The 24,215-nt window shown below is 65.7% G+C and carries 20 protein-coding genes; 12 read left to right on the top strand and 8 right to left on the bottom strand.

Annotation, left to right across the window (positions count from 1 at the left end; genetic code table 11):
* The first annotated feature begins 290 nt into the window (after window positions 1-290).
* Window positions 291-599, top strand: a complete 309-nt coding sequence (locus R2N03_RS11345; RefSeq protein WP_316657686.1) for an H-NS histone family protein — start codon at window positions 291-293, stop codon at window positions 597-599.
* Window positions 600-706: 107 nt separating this feature from the next.
* On the opposite strand, the gene R2N03_RS11340 is transcribed toward R2N03_RS11345, so the two are convergent.
* The 4 genes from R2N03_RS11340 to R2N03_RS11325 form a co-directional block, all read right to left on the bottom strand.
* Window positions 707-2,248 carry a methyl-accepting chemotaxis protein gene (locus tag R2N03_RS11340; RefSeq protein ID WP_316657685.1) on the bottom strand — a complete coding sequence of 514 codons (1,542 nt, stop codon included), beginning with the start codon at window positions 2,246-2,248 and terminating at the stop codon, window positions 707-709.
* Between the two features lie 157 nt (window positions 2,249-2,405).
* Window positions 2,406-3,791 carry a PAS domain-containing protein gene (locus R2N03_RS11335; protein ID WP_316657684.1) on the bottom strand — a complete coding sequence of 462 codons (1,386 nt, stop codon included), beginning with the start codon at window positions 3,789-3,791 and terminating at the stop codon, window positions 2,406-2,408.
* A 46-nt stretch (window positions 3,792-3,837) separates the two neighbouring features.
* A complete protein-coding gene (gene galE / locus R2N03_RS11330) occupies window positions 3,838-4,863 on the bottom strand; it encodes a UDP-glucose 4-epimerase GalE (protein WP_316657682.1) in 1,026 nt (341 codons plus the stop codon).
* 154 nt (window positions 4,864-5,017) lie between these two features.
* Window positions 5,018-6,025: a tyrosine-type recombinase/integrase gene (locus R2N03_RS11325; protein WP_316657681.1), complete on the bottom strand. Its 1,008-nt coding sequence runs from the start codon at window positions 6,023-6,025 to the stop codon at window positions 5,018-5,020.
* Between the two features lie 74 nt (window positions 6,026-6,099).
* Here R2N03_RS11325 and R2N03_RS11320 point away from each other — a divergent pair, with 74 nt between their 5' ends.
* The 4 genes from R2N03_RS11320 (at window position 6,100) to otsA (ending at window position 10,808) form a co-directional block, all read left to right on the top strand.
* On the top strand, window positions 6,100-6,282 hold the full coding sequence (locus R2N03_RS11320; RefSeq protein ID WP_316657680.1) for a hypothetical protein: 183 nt from the start codon (window positions 6,100-6,102) through the stop codon (window positions 6,280-6,282).
* Window positions 6,283-6,389: 107 nt separating this feature from the next.
* Window positions 6,390-8,441: an oxidoreductase gene (locus R2N03_RS11315; RefSeq protein WP_316657679.1), complete on the top strand. Its 2,052-nt coding sequence runs from the start codon at window positions 6,390-6,392 to the stop codon at window positions 8,439-8,441.
* A 160-nt stretch (window positions 8,442-8,601) separates the two neighbouring features.
* Window positions 8,602-9,408 (top strand): trehalose-phosphatase, encoded by an 807-nt coding sequence (gene otsB, locus R2N03_RS11310; RefSeq protein ID WP_316657678.1) that lies wholly within the window; start codon window positions 8,602-8,604, stop codon window positions 9,406-9,408.
* Window positions 9,405-10,808, top strand: a complete 1,404-nt coding sequence (gene otsA, locus R2N03_RS11305) for an alpha,alpha-trehalose-phosphate synthase (UDP-forming) (protein ID WP_316657677.1) — start codon at window positions 9,405-9,407, stop codon at window positions 10,806-10,808. The genes otsB and otsA overlap by 4 nt, the downstream gene beginning before the upstream one ends.
* Before the next feature lie 8 nt (window positions 10,809-10,816).
* Here otsA and R2N03_RS11300 read toward each other — a convergent pair whose 3' ends face one another.
* The 3 genes from R2N03_RS11300 to R2N03_RS11290 form a co-directional block, all read right to left on the bottom strand.
* Window positions 10,817-11,584 carry a Mut7-C RNAse domain-containing protein gene (locus R2N03_RS11300; RefSeq protein ID WP_316657676.1) on the bottom strand — a complete coding sequence of 256 codons (768 nt, stop codon included), beginning with the start codon at window positions 11,582-11,584 and terminating at the stop codon, window positions 10,817-10,819.
* 164 nt (window positions 11,585-11,748) lie between these two features.
* A complete protein-coding gene (locus R2N03_RS11295; protein WP_316657675.1) occupies window positions 11,749-12,039 on the bottom strand; it encodes a hypothetical protein in 291 nt (96 codons plus the stop codon).
* A gap of 97 nt (window positions 12,040-12,136) precedes the next feature.
* Window positions 12,137-13,081, bottom strand: a complete 945-nt coding sequence (locus R2N03_RS11290; protein ID WP_316657674.1) for a LysR family transcriptional regulator — start codon at window positions 13,079-13,081, stop codon at window positions 12,137-12,139.
* Between the two features lie 310 nt (window positions 13,082-13,391).
* On the opposite strand from R2N03_RS11290, the gene R2N03_RS11285 reads away from it, so the two are divergent.
* The 7 genes from R2N03_RS11285 (at window position 13,392) to R2N03_RS11255 (ending at window position 23,717) form a co-directional block, all read left to right on the top strand.
* Window positions 13,392-14,480: an alpha/beta hydrolase gene (locus tag R2N03_RS11285; RefSeq protein WP_316657673.1), complete on the top strand. Its 1,089-nt coding sequence runs from the start codon at window positions 13,392-13,394 to the stop codon at window positions 14,478-14,480.
* Between the two features lie 123 nt (window positions 14,481-14,603).
* Entirely contained in the window at window positions 14,604-15,914 is a 1,311-nt protein-coding gene (locus R2N03_RS11280; RefSeq protein WP_316657672.1) for an efflux RND transporter periplasmic adaptor subunit, read from the top strand.
* A 29-nt stretch (window positions 15,915-15,943) separates the two neighbouring features.
* On the top strand, window positions 15,944-19,150 hold the full coding sequence (locus R2N03_RS11275) for an efflux RND transporter permease subunit (RefSeq protein WP_316657671.1): 3,207 nt from the start codon (window positions 15,944-15,946) through the stop codon (window positions 19,148-19,150).
* A gap of 25 nt (window positions 19,151-19,175) precedes the next feature.
* Complete coding sequence (locus R2N03_RS11270) at window positions 19,176-20,726, top strand: efflux transporter outer membrane subunit (protein ID WP_316657670.1); 1,551 nt, start codon at window positions 19,176-19,178, stop codon at window positions 20,724-20,726.
* A gap of 407 nt (window positions 20,727-21,133) precedes the next feature.
* Window positions 21,134-22,060 carry a glutaminase gene (locus R2N03_RS11265; RefSeq protein ID WP_316657669.1) on the top strand — a complete coding sequence of 309 codons (927 nt, stop codon included), beginning with the start codon at window positions 21,134-21,136 and terminating at the stop codon, window positions 22,058-22,060.
* Between the two features lie 224 nt (window positions 22,061-22,284).
* Window positions 22,285-22,971, top strand: a complete 687-nt coding sequence (gene modB / locus R2N03_RS11260; protein ID WP_316657668.1) for a molybdate ABC transporter permease subunit — start codon at window positions 22,285-22,287, stop codon at window positions 22,969-22,971.
* Entirely contained in the window at window positions 22,968-23,717 is a 750-nt protein-coding gene (locus R2N03_RS11255) for a sulfate/molybdate ABC transporter ATP-binding protein (RefSeq protein ID WP_316657667.1), read from the top strand. The genes modB and R2N03_RS11255 overlap by 4 nt, the downstream gene beginning before the upstream one ends.
* Here R2N03_RS11255 and R2N03_RS11250 read toward each other — a convergent pair.
* Complete coding sequence (locus R2N03_RS11250; protein ID WP_316657666.1) at window positions 23,714-24,214, bottom strand: flavodoxin family protein; 501 nt, start codon at window positions 24,212-24,214, stop codon at window positions 23,714-23,716. The two genes, R2N03_RS11255 and R2N03_RS11250, sit on opposite strands and share 4 nt — an antisense overlap.
* Window position 24,215 lies beyond the last annotated feature (1 nt).

Genomic DNA, 24,215 nt, shown 5'->3' with positions numbered 1-24,215 from the left:
CCATCATTTGCCAAAGTGTGTGCAAACTGTGCAGGATTTGCATCACAACTGCATCGACATCACATTGCTGGAATGCGGTATCACGGTTTTGGATTGTTTCAATTGTCTGCGATTCTTCGTTTCTCGCAAGCCGGCACGCCGCAACGCTTTGCGCGATACAAGCACCAGCAGAAATCAACGTTGGCGACATAAGGCAGCGCGAAATATTTTCCGCTCAGCCAAAGTCGTTATAATGCCGTGGGCTGCGGGGAGCGTGCCCATGTTTCAATTGCAACGTTGAGGAATCCATAATGCCTACATACAAAGAAATTGTTCAGAAGATCTCTGAACTGCAGCGCCAAGCCGACGAACTCCGGGCAAATGAACAGGCAGCCGTGATCGCCGAAATCAAGCAGAAGATCGTGGAATATGGCCTGACCGCCGACGATCTCGGTTTTGGCAGCAAGAGCAGCCCGGTTTCGAAAAAGGCCGGCCGTAAGGTGCCCGTGCGTTACCGCGACAACAATGGCAATACCTGGACAGGCCGTGGCAAACGTCCGGGCTGGCTGGTGAAGGAACTGTCGGCAGGCCGGAAAGTTGAGGATTTTCTGATCGCCTGACCACGCAGGGCTTCATACTTCCGAGACAGCACAAAGAGGCGTCCGGAAACCACAAAAGCACAAGGCCGGCAAATTCGCCGGCCTTGTGCTTTTTTGGGTCTGGGGATTTATACCTGGAACCGCCCCACAGCGGAACGCAGCAATTGCGCCTGCTCTTCCAGCGACAGCGCTGCTGCCGCAGCCTGTTCAACCAGCGCGGCATTTTGCTGTGTGACTTCGTCCATCTGATTCACCGCCTGGTTGACTTGCTCGATGCCCGAACTCTGTTCGTCCGAGGCCGCGGAGATCTCGCCCATGATGTCTGTCACGCGCTTGACGGCGGTCACGACTTCCTCGATCACCGCCCCCGCTTCCTGCACCAGCGCCGAGCCGTTCTGCACGCGCCCGACCGAGTCGCCAATCAGCTCCTTGATCTCCTTGGCTGCGCCAGCCGAACGTTGTGCGAGGCTACGCACCTCGCCCGCCACCACGGCAAAACCCCGCCCCTGTTCGCCCGCACGCGCGGCTTCCACGGCAGCGTTCAAGGCCAGGATGTTGGTCTGGAAGGCAATGCCTTCGATCACGCCGATGATGTCGGCAATCTTCTTGCTGCTTTCATTGATACCCGACATGGTCTCGACCACGCGCCCGACCACTTCCCCGCCCTTGACGGCAATGTCGGAAGCGTTGACAGCCAGCGTGCTGGCCTGACGCGCATTGTCGGCGTTCTGCTTCACGATCGAGGTCAGCTCCTCCATGCTCGAAGCGGTTTCTTCCAGTGACGAAGCCTGTTGCTCCGTGCGCTGGGAAAGGTCGGCATTGCCAGCAGCGATCTGCTTGGTTGCACTGGCGATCGATTCTGCCGAGTGCTTGATATTGCTGATCGTGCCCGTCAGTTCGCGCTGCATCTGGGCCATGGCGTAGAGCATGCTGTCTTCATCGCCCGCGCGGGTCTGCACCGGCATGGCCAGATCGCCGCTGGCGATCCGGGTAGCGATATCGGCGGCATAAGCAGGCTCGCCGCCCAGTTGGCGTTGCAAACTCCGCGTCACGGCCACGACTGCCGCCGTCATCAGCAGGCCGACCCCGAGCAGCAGGGCCAGCGCCTTGACGAGCGAGGCGCGGAACGCGGCGCTGATGTCGTCCATGTAGGTGCCCGTGACCAGACACCAGTCCCAAGGCTTGTAATACAGCACGTAGCTCTTTTTCGGCTGCGCCGTATCGGCGCCGGGCTTGGGCCACAGATAATCGACAAAACCCTTTCCATTCTTCGCCACCACGGAGATTTCCTGAAACAGGTGCGTGCCTGCGGGATCGATAAAGCCCGACATATCCTTGCCGTCCAGTTCGGGCTTGATCGGGTGCATCACCATCACGGAATTGGTGTGGCTGATGCTGAAATATCCGTCCTTGCCGTAGCGCATGGTTTTGATGCGCGCAATGGCCTGGCTCTGGGCATCGTCGGCGCTCAACTTGCCATCCTGCGCAAGCTGGCCGTAATCCTTGACGATGCTGAATGCAGCTTCGCTGATGTTCTGCAGGTCGCGCTCACGTTCTTCCAGGCGCAACGAGCGAGCCTCCCATGCGCTCCATAATGTGATCACCAGCAGACACAGCCAACTCAGGACGAGCGGCAGCCACAGCTTCTGACGAAGCGTGAGTCGGTTCATCTTCCCTTCCTCCAAGCGTTCTTTTCTTGTGTCGCCTGCGGCATGCAGACGGCGCTCCCCGGCGCGATTGCACGCGCTCTATATGTGCTATCGGGCTGACAAGGCAGAAACTTGAGCCGCACATGCAATCAGCTGCAGTGGGCAGGGGCCGGGAGGTTCAACGCAAGGCGTTGGGATCGATGCTGGGCAGTGTGGCGCCAAAGGCTGGCGCAGGCACGTCGGCGGAGGGCGGACCAGGCTGCTCGTGGTCCAGCGGCGACCACGATTCCCATAAACCGTGGCGCGCAGGCGCTCCGGATGCCGAAGCGGCAACCTCCATTTCTGCCACGGCTGTATTTGCCGTGACATCCTTGATGCCGGGCAGCTCGACATGAGAACCGGCCATGCGCACCGCCCGGCCGCTGGCATCGCGCCACACCACACCGTGAGCGACAACCTCGCGATAGGCGCCGTCCTTGTGCCGCATGCGGAACTGCGCGGCGTAGGCCGACGTGTTGCCATCCACATGGGCCTGGATGCGATTGAGCACCATCGGCAGATCGTCGGGATGCACCAGGCGCAGGTATTCACTGGTGCTGGGGCCGATCTCCTTGAGCGAATAGCCGAGCATGGCCGCGAAGCGGGTGGAAAACTGCGCTCCGCGCGTCACAAGATCAAATTCCCACAAGCCGACGTCCGCGCCGTCAAGCAGCAACTGGTGACGCCCGGCCAGTTCTGCCTCGCGCTGACGGTAGCTCTGCTCGAGGTCGTTGAGCGCTTGCATGGTTTCCTTGCGGCGACGGATCTCGCGTGCAGCCACCGCCGTTGCCGTATCGCCGGCAGCGCGGTCCCGATAGCCGAGCAGGTAGCCTGCAAGCACCGTTGCGGCTGCACCGAGCGCCATGAGCCATTGCAGCCATACTGGCGCACCCTTGCCCGAAACCGGGCCCATATTACCCAACGACGCTGCGTAGACGGCATCGAGCGTCAGGCCGATGCCGAACAGCACACTGACGAGCAGGCTCACGGCCGGACGGCGAACTGCAACGCCCAAGGCGCCAGAGCGCGCCGTGAACGCAAACTGCAGCGCTGCGGCACAGGCGGCCGCAGACAGCACCATGACGATTCCGAGCAATCCGGCGTCGCCCCAGGCGACCGCGCCCAAACGCGATACACCTGCCAGCAGGAGCACCGTCACCGGTCCGCTGATACTCAGCAGCACACCCAGTGACACCGCTCGCATCGTGCCCGGACGCCCGCCCAGCACGCACCATAGCGCGGCCACCGCCACGCTCCAACAGAACGAAGCCAGCACCATCGCCGCAGGCGCGGCATCTTCTGGCAGCGACCAACGCGGGAGCAGCGGCAAGAGCGGCAACGTCCACAGCGCAATCGCGGCAAACAGCGCTGTCATCGTCAGCGGCAGGCGCGCACGCCTGGTCTCCGCACTGCGCAGGTCATCGAGCAGGCGCAGCAGCAGGCTGCCCGCGCCGCACGCCACGATGAAGGGCAGCAACGCGCGTGCGAGCGGTTCAGTAAGGTGAACGCCAAGCGCCGGATTCACGGCCGGGCGGCTCCTGCCCGTTGGGCATCAGAAAGAGAGAGACGCATCAGCCGCGCGTCTGGAAGCCGTCGGGGTTCATGCTTTGCCAGCGCCAGGAGTCTTCGCACATGCGCTCGATGCCGTACTGCGCGCGCCAGCCCAGCAGCGTTGCCGCCAGCGCCGGATCCGCATAGCACGCGGCGATGTCACCCGGACGGCGGTCGATGATCTGGTAGGGGATCGGGCGGCCGCTGGCGCGCTTGTAGGCGGCCACCACTTCCAGCACCGAGTAGCCGCGTCCGGTCCCCAGGTTGACGGTGAAGCCGCGGTCATCGCGGCGCAGCGCATCGAGCGCCGACAGGTGCCCGCGCGCGAGGTCCACCACGTGGATGTAGTCGCGCACGCCGGTACCGTCGGGCGTGGGCCAGTCACCACCATAAATCGAGAGCTTCTCGCGTTTGCCGACCGCTACCTGCGCCACATACGGCATCAGGTTGTTGGGAATGCCGCGCGGATCTTCACCAATCAGCCCACTGTGATGCGCGCCCACCGGGTTGAAGTAACGCAGGTAAGCAATCCGCCACGCCGCATTGGACACCTCCAGATCGCGCAGCACCTGTTCGCCCATCACCTTGGTCTGCCCGTATGGGTTGGTGGCTGACAGCGGAAACGACTCGGTGATCGGCACCGTATGCGGATTGCCATACACAGTGGCCGACGAACTGAAGACGAGCTGGCGGACGTTGGCATTCGCCATGGCCGTGCACAGCGTGACCAGTCCGCCCATGTTGTTGTCGTAGTAGGCCAGCGGCTTCTGCACGGACTCCCCCACCGACTTGAGCGCCGCAAAGTGGATGACCGCCGAGATACGCGTGCTGGCAAACAGATCGTCGAGCAGGCGGCGGTCCCGCACATCGCCCTGCACGAACTTCGGCGTCTTGGCGGTGATCTGCTCGATGCGGGACAGTACAGTCGAGCTGCTGTTGCAGAGATTGTCCAGGCCGATCACCTGATAGCCCGCATCCAGCAGTTCAACCCAGGTGTGCGAGGCAATGTAGCCGGTAGCGCCGGTCAGCAGAATGGTTCCAGTCATCGGGTGCGAGGTATCGAGGAGGAAGAGAGGCGTGTCGTGCCGGTTCGAGCGCGGCATCGGGTTGCACCGCGCCGGAGCAACCCGCGCGACGAAACAGCGCGATCATAGCAAAGCCCTCCGCCGATTTGCGGGCCGTGCGGCGCAAAACACCGCGCTAGGACGCCGTATCCGGTCGGGTGTTCGCGCTGGCATCCGGATGCGCCGCCGCTTGCCAGTCGGCATAGGCCGCGCGCAGCCGCCAGGCCGAGGTCTGGTCGCGCAGGCCCAACGCGATCCCCACTTCGGCGGGGGCCGCTCCGGCATCGAACAGCGCGGCCGCATAGCCGTTGCGCAGGGTCTGCGGCGACAGCCGTTCGCTGCGGTGCATCAACGCCGGGAGCGCGGCGAGCCACGCTTCCACGCGCCGGTACACCGAGGCGGCATGCATGACGCGCCCGCTGGCATCGGCGACGAAGACGCGCTCGCCCGGCACCTCGGCATGGCGCCGCACGGATAGCCAGGCCGCCAGCGCGGGCCGGGCGGCCTCCAGCAGCGGCGCCTGGTAAGAGGGCCCGCGCGCCGGCTCGATGGTGATGCCGCCGAGCGCATCGTGCACCTGGCGCAGCAACAGCGATTGCACCTGTGCCACCTTCAACCCGGCGCCATGGCACACGGCCACCAGCGCCCGGTCTCGCGCCAGCTTGAACGCACTGGCATTGACCGCCGCCTCCGCCGCTCCCGCGCCGACGTCCAGGGAAGCCTCGATGGCCGCCCGCTCGGCGGCCGAAAGGAACGTGGTCGGGTCGTTCTCCCCCTCTGCCAGTTTCTGCTGCACGGCTGCGCTCGCGGGATTGTGCGTGCCCGTACGCAGCAATTCGAGCTGGTGAAAAACGCGCTCGATCAAGCGCGCGTAGCGGTAGCGGTGCAGCTTGGTCAGGCCGGATTCATCGAGAAAGGCGGCGATATCCCCTGCGCTCCAGTCGGACAGCGCGCGCTGGCGTGCCTCGGTCCAGCGCAGCCACTTGCGCCACATCGCGCGGTACACCGTCGCCGAAGACGCGCGGTAGCCACGCGCAGCCAGCCAGTGCTCGAAGGCTTGTGCAGGCTGCGCTGCCCAGTCCTGGAGACTGGGCTGGAACAGGTCGGCGACGGGCGTGGCGGGCGGGGTGTAAGCGTCTGACATGCAGCAAAATCTGAGGCGGGGGCAAGCGTTTCGCGTATCCTGCCGAGCGTAACACGCTGTCACTGGACCCCATCGTGAAGAAAACCGACCTCGAAAAACTCAAGGGCCTCAAGATCGCCAACAACCTCAAGCGCGACAGCCAGCGCACCGGCAAGCCCGGCCAGGGCACCGGCAAGGCGATTCCCCAGAACAAACTGCTGAAAGCGCTGCTCGGCAAGCCAACCGAAGACGACCCGAAAAAGTCGGGAAAATCCTGACGCAAGCCCAACACATCTAGAGCCCCGCCCTGTTGTTCCAACGGGCGCTTGGGTGCTACCGTCCGGCGCGTTTCCACATCATCGCAGCGCCTCCCCCTGCGCCGGACATGCTCTCCTCCTCGCCCGCCTCGCCCTACCCCCACCTGCTTCAACCCCTCGACCTTGGCTTCACCACGCTCAAGAACCGCGTGCTGATGGGTTCGATGCACACCGGGCTGGAAGATGGCAACCACTTCGACCGGCTGGCCGCCTACTTTGCCGAGCGCGCGCGCGGCGATGTCGGGTTGATGGTCACGGGCGGATTCGCGCCCAACATTGCGGGCTGGACCAAGCCCTTTGCCGGGCGCCTGGCCACACATGGCGCGGCCCGCCGCCACCGCACGGTCACCAACGCCGTGCACGAGGAAGGCGGCAAGATCGCCCTGCAGATCCTGCACACCGGCCGCTATGGCTACCACCCGTTCGCTGTCGCGCCCACGGCGCTGCGCTCGCCCATCAGCCCGTTTACACCGCGCGAGTTGTCCGCGCGCGGCATCGAGCGGCAGATCCGCGCCTTCTTGCGGTGCGCGCAACTGGCCCGTGAAGCCGGCTACGACGGCGTCGAGATCATGGGTTCCGAGGGCTACTTCATCAACCAGTTTCTAGTCACGCACACCAACAAGCGCACGGACGACTGGGGCGGCAGCTATGCCAACCGCATGCGCCTGCCCGTGGAAATCGTCCAGCGCACGCGCGAGGCGGTCGGCAAGGATTTCATCATCATCTATCGCCTGTCGATGATCGACCTGATCCCGGACGGCAGCTCGTGGGAAGAAGTCGTACAGCTCGCCAAGGCCGTGGAGCGCGCGGGCGCCACCATCATCAACACGGGCATCGGCTGGCACGAGGCACGCATCCCCACCATTGCGACGAGCGTGCCGCGCGCGGCCTTTGCATGGGTGACGAAGAAGATGAAAGGCGAAGTCGGCATTCCGCTGGTGACGTCCAATCGCATCAACACGCCGGAGGTGGCCGAAACCGTGCTGGCCGATGGCTGCGCCGACATGGTGTCGATGGCACGCCCGCTGCTGGCCGATGCCGATTTCGTGCGCAAGGCCGCCGCCAACCGGGCGCAGGACATCAACACCTGCATCGCCTGCAACCAGGCGTGCCTGGACCACGCCTTCAAGGCCAAAACGGCAAGCTGCCTCGTCAACCCGCGCGCGTGCCATGAGACCGAACTCGTCATTCGACCGACGCCCGCCAAGCGGCGGTTTGCGGTGGTGGGCGCAGGGCCTGCGGGCTTGTCGGCAGCCATCACGCTGGCCGAACGCGGGCACGCGGTCGATCTCTTCGACGCAGCCCAGGAACTCGGCGGCCAGTTGAACATGGCCAAGACAATTCCGGGCAAGGAAGAATTTCACGAGATGCTGCGCTACTTCAAGCGCCGGGTGGAGGCCACCGGCGTGACGCCACGCCTCGGTGCGCGCGTGGATGCGCAGCAATTGCTGGCAGCCAACTACGACGAAATCATCATCGCGACGGGGGTATCGCCGCGCAACCCGAAGATCCCGGGGCAGGACCATCCGAGCGTGCTGTCGTACATCGATGTGCTGCGGCATCGCAAGCCGGTGGGCAAGCGCGTGGCGATTGTCGGCGCAGGCGGCATCGGATTCGACGTGGCGGAATTCCTCGCGCTCGATGGCCACTCGCCCACGCTGGATCTGCAAACCTGGCGCGCCGAATGGGGCGTGGGTGATCCGACCGAAGTGCGCGGCGGTGTCGATGGCATCCGGCCGGAACCGCAAACACCTGCGCGCGAGATCATCCTGTTGCAGCGGCGCGCCGGCAAACTCGGCGGCGGCCTGGGCAAGACCACCGGCTGGATCCACCGGACGAGCCTGAAAAACCTGGGCGTGCGCATGGTGGGCGGCGTCAACTACGAGCGCATCGGCGACGAGGGCCTGCTCGTGAGCTACGGCGAAAAACGCGAAGCCGCCGAATGGCTGCCGGTCGATTCCATCGTGCTGTGCGCCGGACAGGTACCACTGCGGGAACTGGTCGAACCGCTGCAGGCCGGCGGCGCCAAGGTGCATATCATCGGCGGCGCGGACGAGGCACGCGAGCTCGACGCCAAGCGCGCCATCGACCAGGGCACACGCCTCGCCGCATCGCTGTGACGCGCACACCGCGCGTGACGCGAAGGATTTGCACCACGCGCACCTTTTTACAATGCGCTGACGGCTGCCCCGGGCGCTGAATGGCGAAATGACAAGGCTCGTCGCGGTCGGCCCGGTTCTTGCGTGACAAGACGCATCACGCACATGCTTCAGAACCGGTTTGTCCAAGAACGTCTCGCCTCAATCCTCCGCCAACGCGGCGCCCCTCCCCTCGCTCGATCTCGCTCGCACGGCCTTTTTGCTGGACTTTGACGGCACGCTTGTCGACATCGCGCCGCAGCCCGATGCCGTGCACGTCTCAGCGGCGCTGCGCGAAACGCTGGCCGCGCTGCATGCGACCACCGGCGGCGCGCTGGCCATCATCAGCGGGCGCACGGTGCACGATGTTGAGTCGCGGCTCTCATTGCCGGGGCTCGTGATTGCTGGCGTGCACGGCGCCGAACGCCGCTATGCAGACGGCGGCTTCGTACGGCTCGATGCCAGCGCCGATGCGCTCGCCAACCTGGAGCGCGAGTTGCGTGCAGCGCTTGCGCAATTGTCCGGCCAGTTCTCGGGCGTGGTGCTGGAAAGCAAGGGCATCGCATTCGCACTGCATTACCGCCACGCGCCCGATGCAGAGAACGCCGTACTCACCGTCGCCGACCGCCTCGCCCGCCGCTACGCGGACCACGTGCGCTTGCAAGCCGGCAAGATGGTCGTCGAACTCAAGCCGCGCGGCGCCAGCAAGGGCGACGTGGTGCACACGCTGGCAACCGAATCCCCCTTCATGGGCCGCACCGTGCTCTTCGCGGGGGACGACCTTACTGACGAGAGCGCCTTTGCCGCGGTCAACGCACTCGGTGGCTGGTCGATCAAAGTGGGGGCGGGCCCGAGCCAGGCGCACTGGCGCATGGCCGATCCGGCGGCGCTGCGCACGTGGCTGGCCGCGCTGGTGTCGGCCCCGGAACGCGATGGGGGTGCCGCATGAGCCGGCTCATCGTCGTCTCCAATCGCGTGGCGCCCATCACCGAAGGCCAGGGCACGGCGGGCGGTCTTGCCGTGGGCGTCTTCGACGCGCTGCGCGAGACCGGCGGCATCTGGTTTGGCTGGAGCGGCGAGACTGCGGCCACGGTGTCGAATGAGCCGAACATCGTCACCAAGGGCAACATCACGTTCGCCACGGTCGGCCTGAGCCGGCGCGACTACGACCACTATTACCGCGGCTTTGCAAATGCCACACTCTGGCCAGTCTTTCATTACCGCGTCGATCTCTCCCGCTACCAGCGCCAGGAGTACCACGGCTATCGTCGCGTCAACACGCAGTTCGCGCATCAGCTCAAGGCGCTGGTGCGGCCGGACGACATCCTCTGGGTACACGACTACCACCTGATCCCGTTTGCCGCCGAGTGCCGCGCACTTGGGCTGACCAACCGCATCGGGTTCTTCCTGCATATTCCGTTTCCGTCGCCGGAGATCCTCACCACCATCCCGCCGCACGAAGACCTGATGCGGGCGCTGTGCGCGTACGACCTGGTCGGATTCCAGACCGAGACCGATCGTGTCGCGTTCTACGACTACATCGAGCGCGAGGCGCGCGGCTACATCGAGCACAAGGAGCAGAATGGCCCCGTGCACGCCTATGGCCATACGCTGCGCGCGGAGGTCTACCCGATCGGCGTGCATCCGGACGAGATTGCCCAGCAGGCGGTGTCTTCCCTGGCGCGGCGCAATCCGTTCGCCCGCCACACCACACCGCGCGGCGAGCATGGCGGCCAGCCCAAGCTCATCATGAGCGTGGACCGGCTCGACTATTCGAAGGGCCTGCCCGAGCGATTCCGCGCGTTCGAGCAGTTGCTGGACGACTTTCCGGAACACCGCCGGCATGTGACGTTCATCCAGATCGCGCCCACCTCGCGGCAGGACGTGCAGACCTACCAGCAGATCCGCCAGCGACTGGAGGCGGAATCGGGCCGTATCAACGGCAAGCACTCTGAACTGGATTGGACGCCGATCCGCTACATCAACAGGCAATATGAGCGGCGCGTGCTGATGGCGCTGTTCCGAAGTTCGCAGATCGGCTACGTCACGCCGCTGCGCGATGGCATGAACCTCGTCGCCAAGGAATACGTTGCCGCGCAGGATCCGGAAGATCCGGGCGTGCTGGTGCTGTCGCGCTTTGCTGGGGCAGCGGGCGAACTGGACGCCGCGCTCATCGTCAACCCGTATGACACGCGCGGCATGGCCGAGGCACTCAACCGCGCGTTGACGATGCCACTGGAAGAGCGCAAGGCCCGCTATGCCCACATGATGGATCGCCTGCGCGTGGCGAACCTCACCGTGTGGCGCGAACGGTTTCTCGCCGATCTGCGTGACGCTCCGGTGCGCTAGCGCAGCACTCAAGCGCCCGCGCTGCCACTGCGCACGATACGCGCGGCGACGCCGGCGTCTGCATCGGTGTCCGGCGCGAGCATGTTGGCCAAGATCGCGCTCATGCGCGTCCAATGCGAGCCGGGCCAATAGACGCGCCGGCAAAGATCGCAGGTACTGAACAGGTGCTGGCGTTCGCGCACGCGGGGCGGCACGCTGGCCGACGCCTCTTCGCGCGTCAGCACACGCAGGGGTGCATTGCATTCCAGGCAGCGAGAGAACGGCCGCGCCGCCCCAGCAAGCCGAAAGCGCGTCACGATCTCGCGCATCTGCGCCTGCGGCTCCTGCGCACGAACGAACGCACCGCGACGGATACCGCGGCGCTTGAGCAACTCGCGATCCCGCGAGAGGACGATCCAATCCTCTGCGACGGCCAGGGCCTCGATGGCGGCATCCGCGTAGTTGTTGTCGTAGGTGGTATCGAAGCCTGCCATGCGCAGCAGGCGCGCCGTGGCACCCAGATGCGCATCGCACAGGAAGTGCAGCGGGGTGTCGGGCAAGGCCGGCTCGGCAGCCGACACGACCACATGGCCACGCGGCGGGAGCGCGGCTTCCAGCGCCTCGGCGCCGCCGTCGACGAGCACCTGGCCCACCTCCGTGTGGGGTACGCCAAGGGCCTCGATGGCGTGCTTGAGTGTGGCGCCCTCTGCCCACGCACGTGCAATGGGGCGACCGCGCAAGGCCGGCGGCAGAAGCGGAACCAGGCTGGTCTCGAAGGTGAATACGACGGTCTGCATGCCTGCAACGATACTCCCAGGCGACCCACACCGCGAATGGACCCGCAAGCAGAGCGTGGCGCGCGCGCCAGTCCGGCACGCCATGGCCAACCTGAACCCCACATAAAAACGGCGTGACCTGAACCGTCACGCCGCAAACCAGGGAGGAGAAAATCAGGCGCTGCTTAGGCTCGCGAGGCCGAGCGGGCTTGCGGATACCGCGTATCGCCATTCCACGACAGATAGCCATAGGTATCTGCCTGGCGGTCGGTGCCCTGCGTGTAGGGATCGAACTTGGCGGCGGCGCCTTGCGTGTACGGATCGAAGCGACCCGCCTGCGTGGCAGCCGGGGCATCGAAATTGGGCTGCACGGAAGCGGCAGCGGGCTGCGAAAGAAGCGCAGCGGATGCCGCTGCCGAGGCCACCAGGGCCAGAACCATGCGGCGGGAGAGGACGGAGGAGAGACGGGTGTTCATGATCGATTCCTTGTTCGTTTGCGCTCGTTGTCGCGCTTGGACGGCAGAATAGATCGTTGCCTCTCTCTGATAAATGCCGCTTTACAGAAATAACTGTTCAGGCCGCGCTAACAATCTGCAGCCGTGGGTTCTCCTTGAGCTGCAGGCACGGGTGGTCGGCGAACAGCGTGGCCACCCAGTCGACGAACACCCGCACCTTGGGCGACAGATGACGGTTGTGCGGGTAGACCACCGACACAGGCACCGGCTCGGACACGTGGTCCGGCAGCACTTCCACCAGCGCGCCCGACAGCAGGTGCTCGTACACCAGGAAGCGCGAGGTCTGCAGCAGCCCCAGGCCATGCAGGCCGCATGCCACCGCTGATTCGGCATCGTTGACGGCCACCATGCTGCGCACCTTGTGGATCTGCTTCTGCCCGTCGATCACGAAATCCCAATCCATGCGGCGGCCGTTGCGCGCAGAGAAGTAATTCACCGCCGTGTGGTCCTGCAGGTCTTCCAGCGTCTTGGGCGTGCCGAAGCGCGCAAGGTATTCCGGCGACGCGCAATTGACCATCGACAACTGGCCGATGCGGCGCGCAACCAGGCTGGAGTCCTGCAACTCGCCGCCGCGCACGGCGCAATCCACACCCTCCTGCACGAGGTCGACCGTGCGATCGCTCATGCCGATCTCCAGCTGAAGATCGGGGTACGCCTCGTGAAAATCGCGAATGCGCGGCACAAGCAACCGTTTGCCAATCGACGCAGGCACGTCGATGCGCAAGGTGCCGCGTGCCCCCGATGCGCTTTGCGAGAACGCGGCCTCCGTCTCTTCCAGATCGCCGAGCAGACGCACGCAGCGCTCGTAATACGCAGCGCCGTCGGCGGTGACGTTCACACGGCGCGTGGTCCGGTGCAGCAGGCGCACGCCGAGATGCGCCTCAAGGCTTTGCACCAGGTTCGTCACCGTGGCGCGGGGTAACTGAAGGCTGTCGGCAGCCTTGGTGAAACTGCTGGCTTCCACGACACGCGTGAAAACCTGCATGGCCTGCAAGCGATCCATCTGCGGCTCCTGAAGGTCGGACGCCACGGACGAGGCGCACTGCCGGAGTCCAAACGGCAATGCGCAACGGCGGTGGAATCTGAAGGGGTGCGCCCGGCTGGCGCGATCGGAAGGCAGCGATGACGGTTTTCGCAGCGCAACAAGATCGCCCTCGAGCGATAACACTTTTTAGCACAACCGCCGATTTTGATTGTTCGGCTGTCACTAATAGTGATGTCCGATTATAGGCATTTATCTGCGTTCGTCTAATCACCATCATTCAGCCCATCGATATTCGGGTTATCCGCAAAGATAAGCCCTGCCTGACATCATGGGTTCTTCTCCGCCGCGTCTGGTTGTTTCGGAACGCTCCGCCAATGGCCATGGGGCGACCGCCGCTGTTCGTCCATCGCGAACGCAAGCCCGCAGTGACGCCATAAATGTTGCAGTGAATAACAATTTGCGCACTGCACCATCCGAACTGCCAGAGCAAGCGTCTTTCTGTCAGGAAACTGCGGGAACCACCGCGCTGACGCGACAAGTGCACGTCGACGATTACTGGACCCAGGGCTATGCCAGCCGGATTCGCCTGCGTGTGTTCCGCCCGGAAACGCACGCGGACGATGCGACTGCCCCATTGCGCCATGCCGCGGTGCTGTACCTGCACGGCGGCGGCTTCGTGCGCGGGTCGATCGACGACGCCGATGCACCGGCGCGCCACCTTGCCGCCACACTGCCAGCGGTGGTCGTGACGGTCGGCTATTCGTTGGCGCCCGCCGCGCCCTTTCCCGCCGCGCCGGAGGACGTGTACGCCGCCCTGTGCTGCATGGCCGACCATGCGGCAGCATGGGGCATCGACCGTCGCCGCATTGGGGTGGCCGGGCACGACGCCGGAGGCAACCTGTCGGCCGCGCTGGCGATGATCGCGCGTGACCGCGGCGGTCCCGCCCTGCGCGCGCAGGTGCTGATTGCGCCGATGCTCGACCCGACCATGGCCCGCGTGCGCCCCGACCGCCTGGCCAACGCCGACAACTCGGCCGAGGTCTGCGCAGAGTGCTACCGCCAGTACCTGCCCCGGCCGACCGAGCGCGTGCACCCGTACGCCGCGCCCGTGGAGTCGCGCCGCCTGCAGGGCTTGCCGCCCGCACTGCTGCTCACGGCGCCGCAAGACCTGCTGCGCGCCGAAGCGGAGCGCTATGCCGCGGCCCTCATCGAGGCGGGCGTCGTCACGCAGGTCGTGCGCGTGAACGAGGCCTGCCACGAATCCATCGCCATGAGCGCCGTGGCACGGGACGAGATCACGTGCTTCCTGCGCTGGCACCTCGGCATGACGCGGCAGCCCGCACCGCGCAAGCGCCGCGCGTGCGCCGACCGCGACGATGGCACGCCCCCTCGGCCCACCGGGGAGACGCCTGGCTGAACCGACATAACAAGAAACGGAGTGCGTGGCCGCAGGCGTGTTCCTACGCTGCGGCTCAAACGTTTTCCCCCGCGTTTTTTTGAGCATTGCGCTTTGCTTACCCCACCGAAATCGAGAGACATCATGAGCCTGTCCAAACGCACCATTGCCATTTCGGTCGCCGCCGTGCTCGGCGCTGCGGCCGTGGGCACCTACGGTCTTGTTTCCAGCGCCGGCGCGTCGCAGCAGCCGGCGGCCGCGCCCGCCGCCCCCCCCGTTGACGTGGCGCCTGTCGTGGCACGCAACGTGGCCGAGTGGGATGAGTTTTCCGGCCGCATCGAGGCCGTTCAACGCGTTGAAGTCCGCCCCCTGGTGAGCGGCACCATCACCGCCGTCCACTTCAAGGACGGCAGCATCGTCAAGAAGGGCGACGCGCTGTTCACCATCGACCCGCGCCCCTACGCGGCCGAAGTGGCCCGCACGCAAGCCGCGCTGACGGCCGCCAAATCCCGTGTGGCCTACACCTCGTCGGAGCTGGACCGTGCACAGAAGCTGGTGGCCGACAACGCCATCGCGCGCCGCGAGTTCGAAGAGAAGGAGAACGCCGCACGCGAGGCGCAAGCCAACCTGCAAGGCGCCGCCGCCGCGCTGGATGCCGCCAAACTGAACCTGGAGTACACGCACATCGTGGCGCCAGTCGCGGGCCGCGTGTCGCGCGCAGAAATCACTGTCGGCAACGTCGTCTCCGCCGGTGGTGCTGCGCCGGTGCTGACGACGCTGGTGTCGGTCTCGCCGATGTACGTGGCGTTCGATGCGGATGAACAAAGCTACCTGCGCTACTCCGCCAAGGCGGCGCAGGGCGCGAAGACGCCGGTCTACATCGGGCTGGCCAATGAAGACGGCTACACGCGCGAAGGCGTGATCCAGTCCGTCGACAACCGGCTGGATGTGCGCTCGGGCACCATCCGCGTGCGCGCCACGCTGGACAACGCCGACGGCCGCCTCACGCCGGGCCTCTACGCCCGCGTGCGCATGAGCACCGGCGCGCCGCACGACGCCATCCTCATCACCGACAAGGCCATCGGTACGGACCAGGACAAGAAGTTCGTCCTGGTGGTGGATGCGGCCAACAAGACGAGCTATCGCCCGGTGGTGCTGGGCGCCTCCATCGACGGCCTGCGCGTTGTGAAGTCGGGCCTGAAGGCCGGCGAGCGCATCGTCGTGAACGGCATCCAGCGCGTGCGCCCCGGCGACGCCGTGGCGCCCAACACGGTCACCATGGATAGCCTGGTCACCAAGCGCGTGGTGCTGCCGGGTGCACAACCCGAAGCGCCCGCAGCACCGACCGAAGCCAAAGCCGACGCACCCGCTGCGCCTGCTGCCAAGGCCGAGGCCAAGCCCGCCAACGCCAAGACCGCCGCTACCGCGCAACGCCTGCCGGCCGACCGCGCTTGATTTGCGACTGAACCTCATCGCTCACAGCCATGAACTTCTCTAAATTTTTCGTGGACCGCCCGATCTTTGCGGGCGTGTTATCCACGCTGATCCTGCTGGTCGGGATCATCTCAATCTGGCGATTGCCGATCTCGGAGTACCCCGAGGTCGTGCCGCCTTCGGTGGTGGTGCGCGCGCAGTTCCCGGGCGCCAACCCGAAGGTGATTGCCGAGACCGTCGCCTCGCCGCTCGAAGAACAGATCAACGGCGTCGAGAACATGCTCTACATGCAGTCGCAGGCCAACAGCGACGGCAACCTGACCACGACGGTCACCTTCAAGCTGGGCACCGACCCGGACAAGGCACAGCAGCTCGTGCAGAACCGCGTGTCGCAGGCGCTGCCGCGTCTGCCCGACGTGGTGCAACGCCTGGGCGTGACCACCGTCAAGAGCAGCCCCGACCTGACGATGGTGGTGCACTTGCTCTCGCCCAACGACCGCTACGACATGACGTACCTGCGCAACTACGCCGTGCTGAACGTCAAGGACCGCCTTGCACGGATCAGCGGCGTGGGCCAGGTGCAGCTGTTTGGCTCGGGTGACTACTCGATGCGCGTGTGGCTCGACCCGAACAAGGTCGCCGAACGCGGCCTGACGGCCAACGAAGTGGTCAAGGCCATCCGCGACCAGAACGTGCAGGTGGCAGCCGGCGTGATCGGCGGCTCGCCGTCGGTGCCGGGCACGGACCTGCAACTGTCCGTCAACGCACAGGGCCGCTTGAAGACCGAGCAGGAATTCGGCGACATCATCCTGAAGAGTTCGCCCGATGGCGCCGTCACGTACTTGCGTGACGTGGCCCGCATCGAGCTGGCTGCATCGGAATACGGCCTGCGCTCGCTGCTGGACAACAAGCAGGCGGTGGCGATTCCGATCTTCCAGGCACCGGGTTCCAACGCGCTGCAGATTTCGGACGACGTGCGCAAGACGATGGCCGAGCTGAAGGAAGACTTTCCCGAAGGCGTCGACTACCGCATCGTCTATGACCCGACGCAGTTCGTCCGCTCCAGTATCGAAGCCGTCACGCATACGCTGCTGGAAGCGGTGGCGCTTGTGGTGCTGGTGGTGATCCTGTTCCTGCAGACGTGGCGTGCGTCGATCATTCCGCTGCTGGCGGTGCCGGTGTCGATCATCGGTACGTTTGGGCTGATGCTGATGTTCGGCTTCTCGATCAATGCGCTGTCGCTGTTCGGGCTGGTGCTGGCGATCGGGATCGTGGTGGACGATGCCATCGTGGTGGTGGAAAACGTCGAGCGGAACATCGCCGAAGGGTTATCGCCACGCGAGGCCACGTACAAGGCCATGCGCGAGGTGAGCGGCCCGATCATCGCCATTGCCCTGACGTTGATTGCCGTGTTCGTGCCGCTGGCCTTCATGACGGGCCTGACCGGTCAGTTCTACAAGCAGTTCGCGCTGACGATCTCCATCTCGACCGTCATCTCGGCCTTCAACTCGCTCACGCTGTCGCCGGCGCTGGCCGCCCTGCTGCTCAAGAGCCACGACGCGCCGAAGGATTGGCTGGCCCGCACGATGGACAAGGGCCTGGGCTGGATCTTCCGTCCGTTCAACCGCGTGTTTGGTGCCGCATCCGAATCGTACGGCCGCAGCACCTCGCGCGTGATCGGTCGCAAGGCCGTCATGCTGGGCATCTACCTGGCGCTGATCGGCGCGACCGCGCTGTTGTTCAACAAGGTGCCGGGCGGCTTCGTGCCGATGCAGGACAAGCAGTACCTCGTGAGCTTCGCGCAGTTGCCGGACGGTGCCTCGCTTGACCGCACGGAAGACGTGATCCGCCGCATGTCCGACATCGCCCTCAAGCACCCCGGCGTGGAAAGCGCCGTGGCATTCCCGGGCCTGTCGATCAACGGCTTCACCAACAGCCCGAGCGCCGGCATCGTGTTCGTCACGCTCAAGCCGTTTGACCAGCGCAAGAGTGCCGACCTGTCGGGCGGTGCGATTGCAGGCCAGTTGAACAAGCAATACGGCGCCATCAAGGACGCCTTCATTGCCGTGTTCCCACCGCCGCCGGTGCAGGGCCTCGGCACGGTGGGTGGCTTCAAGCTGCAACTGGAAGACCGCGGCTCGGTCGGCTACGAGCAACTCTTTGCCGCCACGCAGGCCTTCATGGCCAAGGCACGCAAGACGCCTGAGCTGGGCCCGTCGTTCTCGAGCTACCAGATCAACGTGCCGCAGTTGAATGCCGACCTGGACCGCGTGAAGGCCAAGCAGCTGGGCGTGCCGGTCACGGATGTGTTCGACACCATGCAGGTATACCTGGGCTCGCTGTACGTGAACGACTTCAACCGCTTCGGCCGCACGTATCAGGTCAAGGTGCAGGCAGACGCGCCGTTCCGCGCCCATGCAGAAGACATCCTGCAGTTGAAGACGCGCAACGCCGCTGGCGAGATGGTTCCGCTGTCATCGCTGCTGCGGGTCTCGCAAGGCTTCGGGCCGGACATGGTGGTGCGCTACAACGGCTACACCGCGGCCGACATCAACGGCGGCCCGGCCCCGGGCTTCTCGTCGGGCCAGGCACAGGCGGCCGTGGAACGCATCGCGCATGAAACGCTGCCCAAGGGCGTGCGCTTCGAGTGGACAGATCTGACGTATCAGCAGATCCTGGCCGGCAACTCGGCCGTGTGGATCTTCCCGATCTGCGTGCTGCTCGTGTTCCTGGTGTTGGCTGCGCAGTACGAAAGCCTGACGCTGCCGCTGGCCGTGATCCTGATCGTGCCGATGAGCCTGTTTGCCGCCATGCTGGGCGTATGGGTCTCGCATGGAGACAACAACATCTTCACGCAGATCGGTCTGGTGGTGCTGGTGGGGCTGGCGTGTAAGAACGCCATCCTGATCGTGGAGTTTGCGCGGGAGCTTGAGCTGCAAGGACGCACCATCGTGGAAGCCGCCATCGAGGCCTGCCGCCTGCGTCTGCGCCCGATCCTGATGACGTCGATCGCTTTCATCATGGGCGTGGTGCCCCTGGTGGTGTCGACCGGCGCCGGCGCGGAAATGCGCCATGCCATGGGCGTGGCGGTGTTCGCGGGGATGCTGGGTGTGACGCTGTTCGGCCTGTTCCTCACGCCGGTGTTCTACGTGCTGCTGCGCACGCTGGCCGCACGCCGTGGCCAGCGTTCGGAAGACGCACCCGATCGTGATCTGGACCTGGACGGCGCGCTGCCTGTGCCGTCGACCCAGCACTAAGGTCAACACTCATCAAGACATCGCTATGAACGCGTCGACACAACAACAAACAGGTCCGGCCGTGCAGTCGGGCCGCTGGACACCGCTGGCGCTGGCCGCCGCGCTGTTCCTCGCGGCCTGCTCGCTCGCCCCGACCTATGAGAAGCCGGACGTTGGCACGCCCAACGCCTTCAAGGAAGCGGCACCATCGGCACAAGCGACCGATGCACCGCTGGCCGCAAACGAGCAAGGCAAGTGGAAGACCGCCGAGCCCGCCCTGCCCGCCGACGGCGCGTGGTGGAAGATCTTCAACGACCCGACGCTCGACAAGCTCGAAGCGCAGGCCGCTGAAGCCAGCCCCACGCTGGCCGCCGCCGCCGCACGCGTCACGCAAGCGCGCGCCTTCGTGCAGGCCAACCGTGCATCGCTGTTCCCGGAACTGGATGCGGGCTTCGGCCCGACGCGCCAGCGGGCTTCGGCGGCATCGGCCGGCTTGCCGGTCGGCGCGCCCGTGCAGCCGCAGACGTACTGGCGCGCGCAGTCCACGGTGGCGTATGAGGTCGACCTGTTCGGCCGCGTGCGCAACAACATCGATGCCGCCGGTGCCGATGCCGAGCGCGTCGAAGCGCTGTACCGCGCGGCCCGCCTCTCATTGCAGGCCGACGTGGCGCAGACGTACTTCAGCCTGCGCACGCTGGATGCGGAAGAGGCGTTGCTGTCCCGCACGCTGGTCGGCCGCGAAGAGGCGCTCAAGCTGGTGCAGCGCCGCTTCAACACGGGCGACATTGGCGAACTGGACGTCGCCCGCGCCGATGCCGAACTGGCCACGGCACGCTCCGACCGCATCGGCGTGCAACGCCGTCGCGCGGTGCTGGAACATGCGCTCGCAACGCTCCTGGGCAAGGCACCGGCTGATTTCACGATGGGCGCAGACCCGTTGCAATCGGCCGAAGTGCGCGTACCGGCGGGGCTCCCGTCCGCCCTGCTGGAACGCCGCCCCGACGTGGCCGCCGCCGAGCGCTCGATGGCTGCGGCCAACGCGCGCATCGGCGTGGCGCGTGCGGCGTTCTTCCCGCAACTGCAACTCACGGGCGGCTTCGGCTACGAGTCGCACGACATCGGCGACCTGCTCAAATGGGGCAGCCGCACGTGGATTCTCGGGCCGCTGGTCGGCACTGCGCTGTCGCTGCCCATCTTCGACGGTGGCGCCCGCAGCGCCGGCGTGAAGCAGGCGCGTGCCGCGTATGAAGAGAACGTTGCCAACTACCGCGAGAGCGTGCTCGTCGCCTTCCGCGAGGTGGAAGACAACCTCTCGGAGCTGCGCCTGCTGGCCGATCAGGCCAAGGCCCAGGACGACGCCGTGCGCGCCTCCACGCGCGCCGCGCAGCTGTCCCGCACGCGCTACAACGCGGGCTCGGTCAACTACCTGGACGTGATCGATGCCGAGCGCAACATGCTGTCCGCAGAACGCATCGGCGTGCAACTGGCCGGCAGCCGCGTGAACTCCACGGTGGGGCTCATCAAGGCATTGGGCGGCGGCTGGGGTGACCTGCCGCCGGTGGTACAGGGCAAGCCGGCCACGGTGGCGCAACAGTAAGGATTTCTCCTCTCTCGCTCTCTGGAAAGCGAGATCTGCGCGGCTTCGGCCGCGTTTTTTTTGGCTGATGGGTGGCACCGCCAAAAGAACGCGGCGCCTTGCAAGCGCCGCTTGCTGTGCACTTTGGGGGAAGCACAGGAATCAAATCGATTCGAGCGCCCGTGCGGGCGGGTACCGGCGTCAGCGCCGGGTGTTCCGGCACGCTGTCTGCCTGGGCTGTCTCCACTGACGTCGTCAAGCAAGCTCATCCACAAGGTTGTTCGTGCGGCTGATTGCGAAAGCGTGACGAACCGCGGTCCAACCAACGTTTCGCATTGCAGTCGACAGGAAAAGGGCATGACCAAGGCGGGGGCTGAACCCGCGCGTGTAGAATCCGTCGCCCCACCGTTTTGCTCCTGCTGGCCTCCATGGACTACCAAGCGGACTACCAAGCGATCCTGGACACCATCCACCGCGACATCCAGCCGGTCCTCGGCCAGGGGCGGGTTGCCGATTACATCCCCGAGCTGGCCGGCGCCAATGCGTCGGATTTCGGTATGGCCCTCGTCACGCTGCGCGGCGATGTCTACACGGTGGGCAAGGCGGATGTGCCGTTCTCGATCCAGAGCATCTCCAAACTGTTTGCCTGCACGCTGGCCTTCCAGCTTGAGGGCGAAACGCTCTGGCAACGTGTCGGCCGCGAACCCTCCGGCAATGCTTTCAACTCGCTGGTGCAGCTCGAATACGAGAACGGCATCCCGCGCAACCCGTTCATCAATGCCGGTGCGCTGGTCGTGACCGACGTGCTGTGCCGCCGCTTCGTGCAGGCCGAAACCGCGCTGGTGCAGTTCATGCGACGGCTGGTCGACAACCCACGCATCGACTACGTGCGGCGCGTGGCCGAATCCGAACTGGCCCATGCCGACCGCAACCGCGCGATGGCCCACTTCATGAAGAGCTTCGGCAACCTGCACATGCCGGTGGAAACCGTCATCGATGCGTACTGCCGCCAGTGCGCCATCGAGATGGACTGCACCGACCTCGCGCGCGCCGTGCTGTTTCTCGCCAACGGCGGCGTTGTGCCGTGGAGCGGTGAGCACATCGTCGGTGCCAGCCCTGCCAAGCGCCTGTCTGCACTGATGCTGACCTGCGGCACCTACGACGCGGCGGGCGACTTCGTCTATCGCGTGGGGCTGCCCGCCAAGAGCGGCGTGGGCGGCGGCATCGTCGCCGTGCTGCCGGGCGAATTTGGCGTGTGCGTGTGGTCTCCGGGGCTGGATGTCAGCGGGAACTCGCTGGCCGGGCTCCAGGCGCTGGAATGGCTGACGACACTGACCGGCCGATCGATCTTCTGACGGCGGCAAGTCTTCTTGCCGGGCCTTCAGCACGCAAGTCGGCGACGGAGAGCCGATCAAGCGCACGGCAGTAACCCCATGCCCCTCGCCACATGCCGGGAATCACCCTATCGGGATTGACCACCCGTTATCACCAACCCTATATTGCGCATAGCTCGCCCACGCAATCAGCGGAGCCCAATGGGTTGTCCTGCTGGCGGATGGCCCTTTCGCAACCCACTCGCATGACCGATTCCATCTGGACGCCCCTGCTGCTTTCCCTCAAGGTCGCGGGTTGGGCAACCGCCCTCAACCTCATCCTGGGTGTGGCTGCGGCCTACGCACTGGCCCGCATGCGCAGCGGCCTGCGCGACGTGATCGACTCGCTACTCACGCTGCCGCTCGTGCTGCCGCCGACGGTGCTTGGCTATTACCTGCTGGTGTTGCTGGGCCGGCGCGGCACGATTGGGGGATGGCTGGACAGCCTGGGCATCCAGCTCGTCTTTACGTGGCAGGGAGCCGTGATTGCCTCCACGGTGGTCGCATTTCCGCTCGTGATGAAGTCGGCGCGTGCAGCGTTTGAGGGGGTGGATCACCAGTTGGAGCAAGCCGCGCGCGTGCTCGGGTTGCCTGAGGGGGCGGTGTTCTTTCGCGTGACGCTGCCGCTGGCGGCGCGCGGCATCGCTGCCGGGGTGCTGCTGGCGTTCGCTCGCGCGCTCGGCGAATTCGGGGCAACCCTGATGATCGCCGGCAACCTGCCCGGCCGCACGCAGACGTTGTCCGTTGCCATCTACGAAGCGGTACAAGCCGGCGACGACGCCACGGCCAACACGCTGGTGCTGATCACCTCGCTCACCTGCATCGTCGTGCTGGTGGTCGCCGGCCGGATGCTGCAAAAGCGCACGCCCAGCCTGCAGGAGCAGTTGGCATGAGCACCACGATGATCGACCTCGTAGTACAGAAGACGCTGACCAGCGCGGCGCGCGTGTTCTCGCTCGACGTTACCGTGCGCTCGGAGAGCCGGCGGGTGGTGCTGTATGGCCCGTCCGGGGCCGGCAAGAGCCTCACGCTGCGTGCCATTGCGGGCTTGATGACACCCGACCGGGGCCGGATCGCGCTCAACGGCCGTACGCTCTTCAATCATGCGGAAGGGATCAACCTCAGTGCCCAGGAACGCCGGGTCGGCTATCTCTTCCAGGATTACGCCCTGTTCCAGCACCTGACGGTCGCGCAGAACATTGCCTTCGCGCTCGGGCGCGGATGGCTCAATCCGCCGCGCCGCACGCAAGACCCGCGCGTGCAGCAGTGGATCGATACCTTCGAGCTCGGCGCCGTGGCCGCCAATTATCCCTCGCAGATCTCCGGCGGCCAGCGCCAGCGTGTGGCGCTAGCCCGCGCGCTGATCGCCGAACCGTCGATGCTGCTGCTCGACGAGCCGTTTGCCGCGCTGGACCCTGCGCTGCGCACGCGCATGCGTTCCGAGCTGTCGGCACTGCAGGTGCGGCTCGACGTGCCCATGCTGATGATCACGCATGACCCGGCCGACGCCGACATGTTTGGCGACCACGTCTTCGAGCTGCGCGAGGGCCGCGTCGTCGCCGACGCCGTGCGGACGCCCGGCGCCGCGCCGGTTTCGCCATACCCCCACCTGACGATGGTGGCTACCGGCCAGGCCTAGAACACGCCGAGCGCCAGCCCTGCTGCCATGGCCGCGCCCATCGCCTCGCAGCGCTCCAGATCGTCGGCGCCGATCTGCTTCGGCGCCAGGATCGCCTCCGGTGTCTGCGCGTGCGTGCAGACGATGATCGTCTCGGCCACCGGCTTGAGCCGCCACCCCGTGGCGATCCGCTCGATCTGCCGCGCGGCATTCTGCCCATCACTGCCGGCGCAGACCAGGCTCGCATATGGCCGGCCATTGATGCGATCGAGCGCCGGGTAGTAACAGCGGTCGAAGAAATCCTTGAGCTGTCCGCTGATGGCAGCCAGGTTTTCGGGGGTAGCGAACAGATAGCCGTGCGCCGCGAGCACATCGGCCGGGCCGGCTTCCGCTGCGTGGAGCAATCGAGCGGTGACGCCGCTTTCCGTCGCCGCACCGGCATGCGCAGCCTCGGCCATCTGGCGTGTGCCGCCCGTCATCGAGTGATAGACGATCAGCAGGGTCCTGTGCGTCGCCATG

It is taken from the genome of Ralstonia condita (assembly GCF_958405655.1).
Taxonomy (GTDB): domain Bacteria; phylum Pseudomonadota; class Gammaproteobacteria; order Burkholderiales; family Burkholderiaceae; genus Ralstonia; species Ralstonia condita.
The sequence above is the reverse complement of the archived record's forward strand: the minus strand, read 5'-3'. Positions and strand labels throughout refer to the sequence as shown.